Origin of the sequence: Planctopirus hydrillae (genome assembly GCF_001707835.1) — a bacterium.
GTDB lineage: Bacteria > Planctomycetota > Planctomycetia > Planctomycetales > Planctomycetaceae > Planctopirus > Planctopirus hydrillae.
Genome location: NZ_LYDR01000072.1, coordinates 47,986 through 60,881, shown reverse-complemented (window position 1 = coordinate 60,881; position 12,896 = coordinate 47,986). Strand labels below are relative to the sequence as shown.

At 53.9% G+C, this 12,896-nt stretch carries 8 protein-coding genes; 2 read left to right on the top strand and 6 right to left on the bottom strand.

From position 1 onward, the window contains the following. The first annotated feature begins 236 nt into the window (after positions 1-236). Positions 237-701 (top strand): acyl-CoA thioesterase, encoded by a 465-nt coding sequence (locus A6X21_RS10520; protein WP_240490235.1) that lies wholly within the window; start codon positions 237-239, stop codon positions 699-701. Between the two features lie 27 nt (positions 702-728). Here the strand turns inward: A6X21_RS10520 and A6X21_RS10515 are convergent, their stop codons facing one another. Further along, a complete protein-coding gene (locus A6X21_RS10515) occupies positions 729-2,303 on the bottom strand; it encodes a sigma-54-dependent transcriptional regulator (protein WP_068847727.1) in 1,575 nt (524 codons plus the stop codon). A gap of 432 nt (positions 2,304-2,735) precedes the next feature. On the opposite strand from A6X21_RS10515, the gene A6X21_RS10505 reads away from it, so the two are divergent. After that, positions 2,736-3,827, top strand: a complete 1,092-nt coding sequence (locus A6X21_RS10505; protein ID WP_068847725.1) for a mannose-1-phosphate guanylyltransferase — start codon at positions 2,736-2,738, stop codon at positions 3,825-3,827. 437 nt (positions 3,828-4,264) lie between these two features. Here A6X21_RS10505 and A6X21_RS10500 read toward each other — a convergent pair whose 3' ends face one another. From A6X21_RS10500 to A6X21_RS10480, 5 genes are all read right to left on the bottom strand, one after another. Beyond that, entirely contained in the window at positions 4,265-4,915 is a 651-nt protein-coding gene (locus A6X21_RS10500; protein ID WP_068847724.1) for a 3-keto-disaccharide hydrolase, read from the bottom strand. A 154-nt stretch (positions 4,916-5,069) separates the two neighbouring features. Continuing rightward, on the bottom strand, positions 5,070-6,320 hold the full coding sequence (locus tag A6X21_RS10495) for an outer membrane protein assembly factor BamB family protein (protein WP_068847723.1): 1,251 nt from the start codon (positions 6,318-6,320) through the stop codon (positions 5,070-5,072). Continuing rightward, on the bottom strand, positions 6,302-7,519 hold the full coding sequence (locus tag A6X21_RS10490; protein ID WP_068847722.1) for an iron-containing alcohol dehydrogenase: 1,218 nt from the start codon (positions 7,517-7,519) through the stop codon (positions 6,302-6,304). Before A6X21_RS10490 ends, A6X21_RS10495 begins: the two co-directional genes overlap by 19 nt. A gap of 245 nt (positions 7,520-7,764) precedes the next feature. Further along, positions 7,765-9,576, bottom strand: a complete 1,812-nt coding sequence (locus A6X21_RS10485) for an outer membrane protein assembly factor BamB family protein (RefSeq protein ID WP_068847721.1) — start codon at positions 9,574-9,576, stop codon at positions 7,765-7,767. Between the two features lie 101 nt (positions 9,577-9,677). Then, the gene (locus A6X21_RS10480) at positions 9,678-12,509 is read right to left on the bottom strand and encodes an outer membrane protein assembly factor BamB family protein (protein WP_240490234.1); all 2,832 of its coding nucleotides are present in this window, start codon (positions 12,507-12,509) and stop codon (positions 9,678-9,680) included. Positions 12,510-12,896 lie beyond the last annotated feature (387 nt).

Sequence of the window (12,896 nt, the reverse complement as noted above, 5' to 3'; positions counted from 1 at the left end):
CAACGATTCAAAAAATCTTCCTTATATCGAGTAACGGAACACCCGTTCTCATAAAATCCATCGACTAAGGTTTCCTGAGCAGGGCTCTTGCCACGAAAGACAGCATCCAGGTGCACGCAAAAGCAATTTATTTGGGCAGTGCTGCCAGGAATCAAACCGCTACTCCGTTTGTTTGAAAAAGGGCTTGTTCACCCCCGTTCCGAGACAGCCAGCGACGAACTTTCTATGATCGCCTGATGATCAGTGCCGAAGTGACATCCATCGCCTCAGGCCAACTGAAAATCGCGGAAGGAGAAATTGTGGGCATGCTTCAGGAACACACCATTGAGATTCGCGTACGGTATTCAGAGACCGATGCGATGGGCTTTCTGCACCATGCCAACTTTTTCAAATACTTTGAAATGGGCCGCATCGAACTGCTCCGAGCACAAGGCGGCTCTTACAAGGAGATGGAAGCCGCTGGCATTTTTCTGGTGGTGGCCCGCATCGGGTGCCAATACCATTCGCCCGCCTTTTACGATGATGTCCTCACCTTAAGGACGATCGTGACCCAGGTTTCCATGTGCAAGATCGAGCACGAGTATCAGCTCCTGCGAGGCGACGTCAAAATCGCCACAGGCACCAGCACACTGGCTTGCCTCGATCGCGAAGGTCGCATTCAACGATTGCCCGAAGAAGTGACTGGCAAAGCAGCTTCTTAAGCAGCTCCCGCAAAATTCAGTGACATTTCAATCATCAGCCATCAGCCCGAACTCTTCGAGTTTTCGCTTGAGCGTCGTGCGGTGAATCCCCAGAAGTCTCGCGGCTTCCGACATATTCTGCCGACATTGATGCAGAATTGTTTGAAACAGTTCGGCTTCTGCCTGAGCCAGAAAGCGGGCATGCAATCCTGCATCTTCTTGTTGAGGTGCAGCTTCAATGGCAAGATTGGCTTGCAGTTTCGCTTCCTGCAGCCTCGTTTTCGCCCATTGCCGAACAGCAACTGTCAGCGGATCCTGCTCTCCCTTTGTTTCGGCTGTGGGAATCGCCTGGTGAATAGGCAAGGCTGCCGAATTCACTTGGGACGTGACACCTGGCGGCACTTCAAGGGGTGCCATCGCTGCCGGTAAATGCCAGGGTGCGGGTGAGGCCACTGGCGACATGATCAGAGCATGTTCAATCGCATTGCGAAGTTCCCGCACATTCCCATGCCATGGCCGCTCTTGCAACGCCGACAGAAACTCCGTGGTGAATTCCAGATGGGATCTTTTGGGCGCGACCTGCCTGAGAAAATGCCTTGCGAGATCCGGAATATCGGCCACGCGGTCGCGCAATGGAGGAAGTTCCAACTGGAATGTGACCAGCCGGTAATACAGATCGTGACGGAACTGACCACTCCGCACTGCATCCAGCAGATTCTGATTGGTCGCCGAGATCAAACGAAAATCGACGCGATGAGGCTGATCCGCCCCCACAGGCCAGATCTCACGCTCTTCCAGTGCTCGTAAAAGTTTCACCTGCAGCGCTGGCGGAATATCAGCCACTTCATCCAGGAAGACCGTACCGCCAGCCGCCTGATCAAAGACTCCCCGCCGGGAAAGATCGGCTCCGGTATACGCACCTTTCACATGACCGAACAATTCGCTTTCTGCCAATGCAGGATTCAGTGCCGCCAGATTGACTGGCACAAAAGGCCCCTTCTCTCGCCCGCTGTAATAATGAATCGCCCGGGCAGCGAGTTCCTTGCCTGTCCCACTTTCCCCATGAATATGGACACAGGCTTCAGAAGCCGACACGAGGGCAATCTGTCGAAAGACCTCCTGCATGACCGGCGAAGAACCCACCAGTTGATTCGCTTTGGCTTCATGGGGTTTCAGCTCAAACCGGTTCTCTTCGAGCTTTTGTACGCTGTTCAACGAGGGCGTTGAATCAGCCGCCTGCTCACTTCCTGTCGCTGCAGCATTCGTCGCAGGAATGATCCGTTCGAGCAGTCGTTCCACATGGCTGAGCGAAAATGGCTTCACCAGATATTCAAACGCCCCTTTTCTCACAGCATCAACGGCTGTCGAAAGCTGCCCATAAGCGGTCATCACAATGATTCTTGGAAAAGCGCTCTGCTGCCGGATCGTTTCGAGGATCTCCAGCCCCGATTTTCCCGGCAGGCGAACATCCAGAAAGACCACGTCAAAACTTTCACGCCGGCTGCATTCCAGGGCCTCTTCGGCTGTGGCAGCAATCGTCGAAGTACAACCCAGTTGACGGCAAAGCCGCGCTAGCCCCCAGCATATTGCCGGTTCATCGTCGACAATCAGAACATGACTCATTTGGCAGCTCTCCTCGAAGGATCGGCAGAACGATGCTCGACGACAGTTGTCGAGACAGTTCTTCGCCAATCCTTTTCCCGCAGCTTTCGATAATAGCCGAAGCGTAGCCTCGCTGTCTTTTCGATCACGCTTTGCCTGACCAATCTCGCCGAGTCGATCTTGTCAGGCTGGTGCGAACGAACGCCAGGCACGGCCATCATTTGCCGTTGCAATTCCTACGACCCTGAGAATTGTGGCTGCCGGACTCACCAGGATCAGGTGACGTGCATTTTCGCGTGGTTCGTGCTCACAACAGATCATCATACTAACCCATACGAGCGGGATGTGTCGCGTATTGGCGACGGGAAGTTTTTATTGAGCCTTCGTCGAAGAGTCCGCTCGAAAAGAACACTCACTGTTTTTTCAAACATCGGAAGCAAAAGGCCTCGCAAAATGCTCCATGCTGTCATTCTGGCGGGAGGTAGCGGTGTCAGATTCTGGCCCGTCAGCCAGAGAAATCACCCCAAGCAGTTTCTGGCCCTGGCTGGCGAACAGACACTGCTCCAGCAAACCATCCAGCGGCTGGGCGGATTGGTTCCTCCCGAACGTGTGCTGATCTCCACCCGCGAGGCATTTCAACCGCTGGTTCTGTCGCAACTTCCCGAACTTTCCTCAAGCCAGTTATTGCTGGAACCTGCTCCACGCGATACAGCACCGTGCCTGGCCGTCGCTGCGGCATTAATCGCCCAGCGCGATCCAGAGGCCACGCTGGTCATCCTCCCCAGCGATCACATGATCGAAGATGTGCCAGCCTTTCAGCGGGCGCTGCAACTGGCCTCGAACACAGTCCATGAACACCCCGACTGCATGGTGCTGATTGGAGCTGTCCCTGCCTCGCCAGCCACAGGTTACGGCTATGTCGAAATGGGCCCTCACCTGAACTCCGCAGCAGTCGATGATTCCACGGCCTCTCCCAGCGTTCATCAAGTTCGTTCTTTCCGCGAAAAGCCCGATCTCGCGACAGCCAAGGAATACTTGAGCACCGGTTCGTTCCTCTGGAGTTGCGGGATCTTTGTCTGGAAGGCGAAAACCTTTCTGGATGTGCTTTCAAAGAGTGCGCCGGATCTCTCGGCAGTGCTCGATGAATTGATGGCAATTGACAGACTCCAATCACCCGCCGCATGGAACGAAGTCTTCCTGAAATTCCGCGCGATCTCTGTCGATTACGCCGTCCTGGAGCATGCCCCAAGGCTGGGTGCTGTCCGGGCCAGTTTTGGCTGGGACGATCTCGGTTCGTGGGAAGCCACATCCCGGCATCTCCCTCACGATACGCATGCCAACGTCATCCGTGGTCAGCATGTCGGTCGAGAGACGGCCAACTGTATCATCCATTCAACGGATCAACATCTGATTGCCACTTGTGGTGTGGAAGATCTCGTCATTGTCCATACGCCTCAGGCCACTCTGATTGCCCGTCGGGGTGACGAAGCCGGGCTGAAAGCTCTTGTTGCAGAAGTCGAAAAGCGGCAAGCTTCCAGGACTTAGAGGCTGTTTTCTCGACCAAAAAAATCAGCGACGGGTAGCCCGGCCAACTCGTGCCCAACTCGCAATACCCGGGTTGTCGTACAAGGTACGACAACAAGAAGCCGCGCCATGCACATGCCCCTCTGGAACCCTCGCCCGCGTCATCGTGGGAGAGGGCCGGGCGAGGGTCTTTTCCGTATCTCATTGTGCTGTGTGCCATGCTTGCAGCTCTGGGCTGACTATTACACACATCTCTGCATTCAAGTGTGACTGGAAACACGGGGCTTAAAACGGGGTGGCTGGGGTCAAACGTCTTCGTTTGCCCCCAGGTCATGGGACTTTGGGATCAACAAGGACATAGAGACTATTTTCGCTACCAAAAAAACAGCGAGCAGACCTTTCTCTTATGAGAAATTTCTGCTCGCTCTCAAAAGCGATGAAGCTTTAAAAGTCGTCGATCAGTCGAGCCGCTTCACGCGAATGTTCTTAAATCGCACCACACTGCCAGGATCATGTGCCTGAAGTGCGAATGTTCCTTCATCGACAACGCGTGTGAAATCTTTGCCCGGCTTGGCATCAGCAGGTTCTGTGTAATCGACGACGACTTTGTCATTGACCTTGATCACCACATGCTTGTCTTTCACAGTGACATGCTCGGTAAACCATTCACCATCTTTCGCGGGAGCTTCGAGCACATCCTTGACGGCATAGAGACTGCCCGTCTTGCGTGGATCGCTTTTATAGCTGTTGTTGACCTGGCATTCGAAGCCATGCTTAGGCCAGCCAGTATCCTGATACTTGGTATGAAAGTAGATCCCGCCATTGCTGTTCGGTTCTGTCCAGACATCGACCTTCAATTCGAAGTTCTTGAAGGGCTTATCATCACCCACATAAAACAGGTGGCTACGATTGCCTTTGCAGACAAACGCACCATCTTCGATCTTCCAGCTATCGGGATTCTCATTGATCTTCCAGCCTTCAAAAGACTTGCCATCAAAAAGCTGCTTAAAGCCTTCTTCGGTCTCGGCGGCATTGGAAAACGCTGTGCCGACAAATGTCATCACTGTCAGAATGGCCAGAGTGCCCAGAGCTTTAGTCATGCGAATCATGGTGTGAAACTGCTCCTAAATCAGAAAATGGCGGCTATTCTGTCTGCTGAGCAGATCAGAACCTATTGATGCATTGCAGTCTAATCTCTAACAGACTCTCTCACCAGCAGCGAGTTGAGATCCTCACTTCTTTTGGCTGGTTTCGTTGTAAGAACTACTTCTTGCCAAAGCAGCAGAGTCGCCCATCCGAAGATGTCGAGCCCACCACGAGGTATCCTTCGCCAACCACCGGCCCGGCATGAATTGACTTGCCGAGATTAAACTTCCACTGCACTTCACCACTTTCGATAGCCAGTTGATAGAGATTGCCATCATCGGATCCTACAAAGACCCGCTGGCCGACAATTGCCGGACTGCTGTCAACCCGCGCCCGCGTCGGAGTCGTCCACAAACCTTTGCCTGTCGCAATTTCAATCCCGTGAATCTGCTTATCCCGGCTGCCAATCACCAGAACTTTTTCCCCCAGCGCAGCCGACGAGTGGAAAGGAAACTCTTTGTCACTGGGGCGGTAACGCCACGCAATCTTCATCTCCCGCCAGTTGACCGCGACGACTTCATTCGCATAAGTCCCCACGTAAAGCAGATCACCACGAATGGCGGGCGAGGCAATCAGGTATGTCGAGAGGGGCAGGACAGAGAGTTCCTTACCAGTTTGCAGATCAATTCGGCGAAGGTGTTCGTCGCAACCGGCAATGAAGGCTGAGTTTTCAACAATACCCGGCGTGCAATGGACATAACCATCAGTGGCAAACTTCCAGAAAGCCGTCCCATCCTCCACTTTGACACAATGCAAAGCGTTATCATAAGAACCGAACAGCAGGCGGTCATCGACAACAACAGCTCCGCTATAGATCTCACCTTCCGTCTTGTAGATCCATTTTCTTTTGCCAGTCGCGGCATCAATCGCATGCATCACCCCGTCTTCATCGCCCGCATAGACCACGCCCCTCGAAATCGTGACGGGGGCTTTAAAACCGGGGGCAAAGCTGTTCGCAGGAATCTCATCAATCGACTGATACGACCACTCTTTCTGACCGGTCTTCAGGTCGAGACAGACAATATGACCCGATAAACAGGGTGCATAGACCTTGCCACCGGAAATCGCACAACTGGCCTCAATCTGATCACCCAGTGAAACCTCCCAGACCAGTTCCAGTTTCTCGGGCAGGCTGCTGGTAGCGACACCTGTCTGCAGCAGATTTTGACGGAAACTTGGCCAATGGGCCTGAGGACTGGCTGGATTCGAATCAAAAGGCCGATCTGTGATGACCTGATCTGTGGCAGACTTTTCTGCGGTAGGCCGATCTGTGGCCGACAGTTCTTGAGCAAAAAGAGTTGCCGTACCTGTCGCCAGGATTCCTGGCAAACTCACCAGAAAAGCCAGCATCAGTGGGAGAGAGCGCATCGGTAAAGCTCCTCAAGACTGTTGACATCGACCGGTCGCGGGTTGAAGGTGCCCGTCCATTGAACTGCAGCCGCCTGAGCCAATTCATTCAATCGGCTCTCTTCAACGCCCAATTCCAGCAGGTTCGTCGGTTGGCCAGCCTGTCGGACAACCTGCTCCACAAAGCCTGCCAGAATTTCTCCAGCCTTCAATTTTTCACCACCCTGTTTTTCACGACCCTGTGCTCGATCAGATTTCGCATCACACGGCAATGTGGCTGCGAGTTCCGCATACAGGCCAGAGACTGCTGGCTCGTTGTACCGAATCACATGAGGCAACATGATCCCGATCGCCACTCCATGCGTAATGCCATAAGTCGCTGTTAAAGGATTGGCAAGTGCATGGGTCGCACCCAGCATTGAATTCTCAATCGCAGCTCCCGCCCAGTGAGCCCCCAGAAGTGCTGCCCCCCGTGCAGGAAGGTGAGCCGGTTCATCCAGCACGATCGGTAAGGCCTGTGACAACAGTCGAAAGGCGCGACGACTGAAGGATTGCGAGACACTGTTTCGGCGCGTTGTGACATGCGATTCAATCGCATGACTGAGAGCGTCAATCCCAGTGGCAGCCGTCACACTGCGAGGCATGCTGACAGTCAACTCAGGATCGAGAATGGCCACTTTGCATGAGGCCCGCTGATCGCCACATGCCATCTTGACATGCGTTTTTGCATCGGAAATCAGTGCGTAGGATTGAGCTTCACTCCCTGTCCCGGCGGTTGTAGGAGCCACAATCAAAGGGAGCATCGGCCCTCTGGCTTTACCCACACCCCAATAGTCGTGAATTGTGCCCCCGCCAGTCAGTACAAAGTTGACCCCTTTGGCACAGTCGATACTGCTGCCACCACCCACAGCAATCAGAAAATCGGCTTGAGCTTCACGGGCCACCTGCACCCCCTGATCGACATCGTCCGAGGAGGGATTCGGATGCACACCGCTGAAAAGTGTCGTAGCGACACCGGCTGCCTGCAGGCTTTGCAGACAGCGGTCAATGTGACCCGTGGCGAGAATGCCCGAATCGGTAAACAGGACCACACGCGAAGCACCATAATCCCTGGCAAGCTTCCCGAGCTGCAGGATTGAACCCGGCCCATAAACCACACGAGTCAGTGGGTTACAGTCAAACGGTTCAAGAAGTTCGCTGCCGAGAGCGCGCGTTGTCATACAGGAACAGTTCCATCATCTGGCTGTAAGAGCAATGTTGGCACTCGCAGGTGACATTGGGAGTTCAAGCGCAGAACAACTTTGTGGCCCCGGAGTTTCTTGCAGGCTCTTCATGGGGAAACGAGAGCCTTGTTCAGCACCAAAACGTTTTGTTCAACACCTAGACTACTCGAAAGCATCGCTGGTTGAAGCAGTGAAATCGCAAATCGGACACGATTTGCTCCAGCCAGCGATGAATCCAGAAGTTAATCAGCGACTTCGTCGTTACGAGGGGTGTCTTTGAAGCCCCCCTCGAGCTTGGCACCTTCCTTGATGGCAAACAATGTCGACTTGTTGGCAATGTACAGTACATCACCGGCCACCACTGGGGTCGAGTAGACCGCGTTCGACATATTGATTTCCCCAATGAGATTCATCTCTTTGGAAAGTTCAAAAATCGAAATGTCACCATCTTCGTCGCCAATGTAGACGCGGCCTTCCACAATCAGTGGCGAACCCCACGAAGCGGCAAACATGTCGTGAACCCAGTACACCACGGGCTTGCCATTGGCGTCGACCTTCTTGGCATCGAGGCAATGGAACAGACCGCTGAAGTCGGCCACAAAGAGCAGATCATCCTTGATTGCGACAGTGCCGCAAGTGCGGTGCATCGTCTCTTCGAAGTCGAATTTTTTGTTGCCATTCTTGTCGATCTGGTCATAGTGCCAGACCACTGCCGAATTGGGATTCGGCTTTTCCACCTCACCTTTCTTCGGATCGAGGTTCTGGAGTCGACGTGCTTCAAGTGGCTTGCCGTCTTTATCGAAAGCGAGAGTTGGGCTGACATCTCCCCGCTTCTTCGGGTCAATACAGTACAGGTGTCCCTGCCCTTCCCCATGTTCAGGATCTTCCCCGACGCCGACATACACGTAGCCGTCGTAGTAGACGGGAGTTGCAATGATGTGATTGCGTGTGGCCCGTCCACCCAGCAGATAGAGCGAATCTTTCGGGTTGCCGTCAAACTTCCAGAGGAGTTTGGCTTTGCCAGATCCATCACCTTTAGGATCAAAGCTGTAGACCCAGCCATCACCACCGCCAAAGACCACCTGGGCCTGGCCATCCAGTACGAAGTGACAGGGGCTTGACCACTGTCCATGCAGAATGTTGGCCCCCGGACTGTCATCCGTCCACAGGACTTTACCAGTCGCCTGATCCAAAGCAATAAAGCTCGGTGCATTGGGAGCCGGCAGATTGATGTGCGATTCATCCACACCATTCGAGGTATTCACAAAGATCACACCATCGACAGCGGTGATGGAGCAGTTGCACATATTGTGCTGAGACACCCCCAACTGGCCCATCATATCGACGCGCCAGATGATGTCCGCCTCGTCTTTGTTCGAGTTGGGCTCAGAAACATAAGGCCCATCGTTTTCACCATCGTGGAAACCTTCGGCATCGAGGCAGACAACCTCTCCACGATTGGAGACATACCACAGCTTGTCTCCCTCAGCGTAAACCGCAGCACACACTCCCTGCAGAGGCCAGTCGTGCACGCGACCAGTGGGCAATTTGGGATTACTGTGCTGCCACAGAAACTTCCCGGTCTTCTCATCAAAACAGACAAGTGCTCCCAGATCGACATTCTTGGGATATCGCTTGATGTAGCCATATCCGTTGTTTGTGCCGACGTAAACTTTCCCGTTGGCGACCACCGGGTTGCCGTATGTCTGTGAACCCAGCGGAGCTGCCCAGAGAATATTTTCGCCCGACTCCAGATCCCACTGAGTAGGAATATTCTTTCCTTCAGGTGTGTTGTTGCGATACGTACTGCCACCCCATTGAGGCCAGTCTTTGGGCTGCACCTTCAAAGTGGCAATTTCCTTCAGTGCCGCAGCCGTAGGATCAAACTTGGTTCCCGAAGGTTCCGATGCCACCGCAGCAGAAATCATCAAGGATCCAGCCAGCGCCACCCGGCCCAGATTCTGCAGGCCAGATCTGGAAAAGCTCGATGATTTCAGATCTGCCGTTGGCAGCCTTTGCCCGAGAAGATGATTCAGCCACGCAAATTGAGACATGAGACGTTCCTATCAACGAGCCCGCAGGCATCACAATTTTATTTCAACAAAACGACCGATCGACCACCCGCCGCCCAGACCTGCCAGGCTGTCAACGCGACTTAACTCCGCGGCGTGACCTTCACATTATCAAAGAAGATTTCCGTATCTTTGGCATTCCCGAACAGCCCGGGGCTGCCATGGAAATTGGCGGGTTGATCAATCCATTCAATCGTCCACGCTTCAGGCTCAGGCTGATCTTTCAACCACACCTTTCCACGGACTTTCGATGCGGGCTGACCATTGTGTTCAATCGTATCGACCACCATTTTCATCGTGTACCACGTATCCGGTTTCCATGCATAGGGAACCGTATGCACCTTCTGATCGTGCGGATACCACGAATAGGCCTTCACCTGCTGACTCGCTCCCATCAGTTCGATGCGATAGCGCTGATTCATCACCCCGATATCCGGCATGCGGGCATTCGGGTCAGCATTTGCCGAAACTTCGAGCGGAGCCGAAGCGACATCGGCCTGAATCGTGTAGTTGGCCATATCGGGCCGACCAATCCACCCCTGGCTGCGTGTTCCCTTAGGAATGGTCGTGATCTTGCACAGCACGCCATTCCCTTCGACCTTCCTCGGGCCCTTGGCAACCACCAGTGTGGCCCCGGTCTCGGGAGTCCCGACCCACTTGAAGCTGGCAAGAACCCCTTCCTTCTGCAGCAATTCCAGAGCGGGATTCAGCTTGGCCTGAGCCAACTCCTGCGTCGTCAGCTCTTCCAGCAGACCCAGATAACGGAAGAAAGTCGTCCGTGGCTGAACGGGAGTGCTGTCATCAATCTTGAGCTGATCTCGCCCCAGATTGCTGAACTGAGTTGTGAGATACACGTAGCATTTAGCAGCCAGGAGATTCTCGCTGTAGAGCTTTTTCCAGAGATCGTAATCCAGTCCGATATGCCGATAACGCATCCCGATCCCGGTGATGGGGACCACACCATCGGAGAAAGCAAACTCCAGTGGAAGATCGGGAATCACCCGGATCCGGGCCGTGGTCGAGATCTCCCCGATTTTGGCCGTCACCATCGATGCCGTATTGGCGGTATCAGTCGCCAGGCTGAATTCACCATCAGGATCAATCTTGCCAGTCCCGGTGATCGTGTAGGCAATCTCCTTCTCAGTCGCGGGGCGCAGGTACTGACCTTTGCTGTTGTAAAGCAAGACTTGAAACGCGAGTTTCTGCCCGGGCTTCATCACAGCTTCGGCTGGGACGATCGTCGCCGCAGCGGGTTGATCCTCGGCACCCACCAGTGCTTCCTGAGCCACTGGCGGAATAGCGTCGTAAGTCACTTCAGGGTTGGCACTGCCAATGCAGTACATCGTCGTATCGGTCGTGACATACAACCGGCCATCAGCAATGATGGGCGACGCATTCACTTCGGCATCCAGCCGCATCGAATGAACTTTCTTCAGCCCCTTGGCTTCATCGGGTTCAAATGTGAACCAGCGGCCGGTGGCATCCACTGCGTAAATCTTGCCGTCACCATAGACAGCACTCGCCCGGGCCATCGTGCCAATTTTCTGTTTGCCAATCAGTTTGCCACTCTTCAGATCGACCACGAAGAAGATCCCGCCATCGTCAATCGCGTAGATCCGATCACCGACAACGACCGGAGCACACTTGCCAATATACTGCTCTTTATTTCTCCAGAGTTCTCCGGCTTTGGTCAGATTGCCACGCTTGGTCGCATCGATGGCAAACAAGGCACCCATCTTTGTGTCGTCGAGATTTTCGTCACTATGCCCGCAGATTACGGTGCTGCCAATCACGATGGGCGACGTGTTAATGCCTCGTGGCGAAACATCATAGTTCCAGAGTTGCTTCCCCGTACGTGGCTGGAAGCCGTACATGCTTCCATCACCAGCCCCCAGCACGAGTTGCACTTCGCCATCAATCACAGCAAATGTGGGAGTGCTGTAAGTCGTGTCTTCCGGACGGAGCTTGGTCGAAACCAGCCAGACCAGTTCACCATTGCGTTGATCAAACGCCATCAGACGATGGGCGGGTTGAGCGTTTTCGCCCCAGTTGATCAGCACACCACCGATAATGACCAGGTGCTCAAACACAATGGGAAAATTAGTACGGCCACCGTAAGTGGTCAGCATGCCATACTCTTCGCTCATCGAACGCTGCCAGTGAGTCTTTCCGGTCTCCGCATCAATGGCCTGTAGCAGCCCGCAAACACCCAGCGCAAAGACTTTCCCGGTGTGTGGATCACCCACCACACTCGACCAGCCCACGCGTGTATCGGGAACGTCCGATTCAAAGACGTTGAAAACGTTTTCCCAGATTTTTTTACCGGTCGCTGCATCGACACAAATGACTTTTTCCGCTTCCTCAGGAGTGGCCGGCTGATGCCTGACCAGCGAGTAGAGCTTGCCGTTCATCACGATCGGAGTTGATCGTCCAGCCAGTTCGTCGTTCTTCCAGAGCACATTTTCCCCATCAGGAGACCATGTCGCTGGCAGATTCTTCGCCCGGGAAATCCCGTTCATCTCCGGCCCGCGCCAATGAGGCCAGTCCCCCGCATGAATCACTCCCAACGGGCTGATGGCAACCTGCCGATTGGGATTGACCTTCGGCTCACTGACAGGGGCTGCTTCCTTTTCGGATTTCTCCTGAGCCGCCGCCGGTGTATCCGCCTGTCCGAAAGAGACAGCCGGGGCCATCCCCAGAACTGGCGCCACCGTAAACAGCAAAGCCCACGTCGAGTGGGTCAACCATGCGAATCGCGGTCGATGGACGGCTGTATTGAGCTTGTGGGTGTGTCGTGCGATCAATCCGGTTGCCCCTTCTGACGGTGATTCATTGAGCTGATTTCGCCACTGGTCGTGCATGACATACTCCACCAGTCGCCTCAACCTTTCACGATACATATCAATGCTGCTCATCAGGTTAACACTTGTTTGTCTATCATGATGTGGCCCGAAGACTCCCACAACCATGAGAGTCTTCAGTGCTCTCTGTCACGGCAATTTTCAAAAACAGAGCCTTGTTTTCCCCTGGAGAAGCATCACTTGGAAAGCATCCATCGGGAAACATGTCGAGTCCCCGAACATATTCCTGTTTCCCATCGAAACCAGCGCCAAGCCTAAGCATCTCTGACTCGAATCCCAGGCAAGTCTGGAACTTGACCTCCCTGTCTACGAAGAAAACAGCCAAACAATTGGGAAAACATGTCGAAACAATTGATCTGCAACATCATGGCCGACGGCCGGAGCTTGCCGGTTCACGACAATTCATCTTAATGAGGCGGCGTTCCCAACACTGCAGCGAAT

Coding starts and splice junctions, on each gene's coding strand:
- A6X21_RS10520 (WP_240490235.1), top strand. CDS start 237: ATGATCAGTGCCGAAGTGACATCCATCGCCTCAGGCCAACTGAAAATC.
- A6X21_RS10515 (WP_068847727.1), bottom strand. CDS start 2,303: ATGAGTCATGTTCTGATTGTCGACGATGAACCGGCAATATGCTGGGGG.
- A6X21_RS10505 (WP_068847725.1), top strand. CDS start 2,736: ATGCTCCATGCTGTCATTCTGGCGGGAGGTAGCGGTGTCAGATTCTGG.
- A6X21_RS10500 (WP_068847724.1), bottom strand. CDS start 4,915: ATGATTCGCATGACTAAAGCTCTGGGCACTCTGGCCATTCTGACAGTG.
- A6X21_RS10495 (WP_068847723.1), bottom strand. CDS start 6,320: ATGCGCTCTCTCCCACTGATGCTGGCTTTTCTGGTGAGTTTGCCAGGA.
- A6X21_RS10490 (WP_068847722.1), bottom strand. CDS start 7,519: ATGACAACGCGCGCTCTCGGCAGCGAACTTCTTGAACCGTTTGACTGT.
- A6X21_RS10485 (WP_068847721.1), bottom strand. CDS start 9,576: ATGTCTCAATTTGCGTGGCTGAATCATCTTCTCGGGCAAAGGCTGCCA.
- A6X21_RS10480 (WP_240490234.1), bottom strand. CDS start 12,509: ATGAGCAGCATTGATATGTATCGTGAAAGGTTGAGGCGACTGGTGGAG.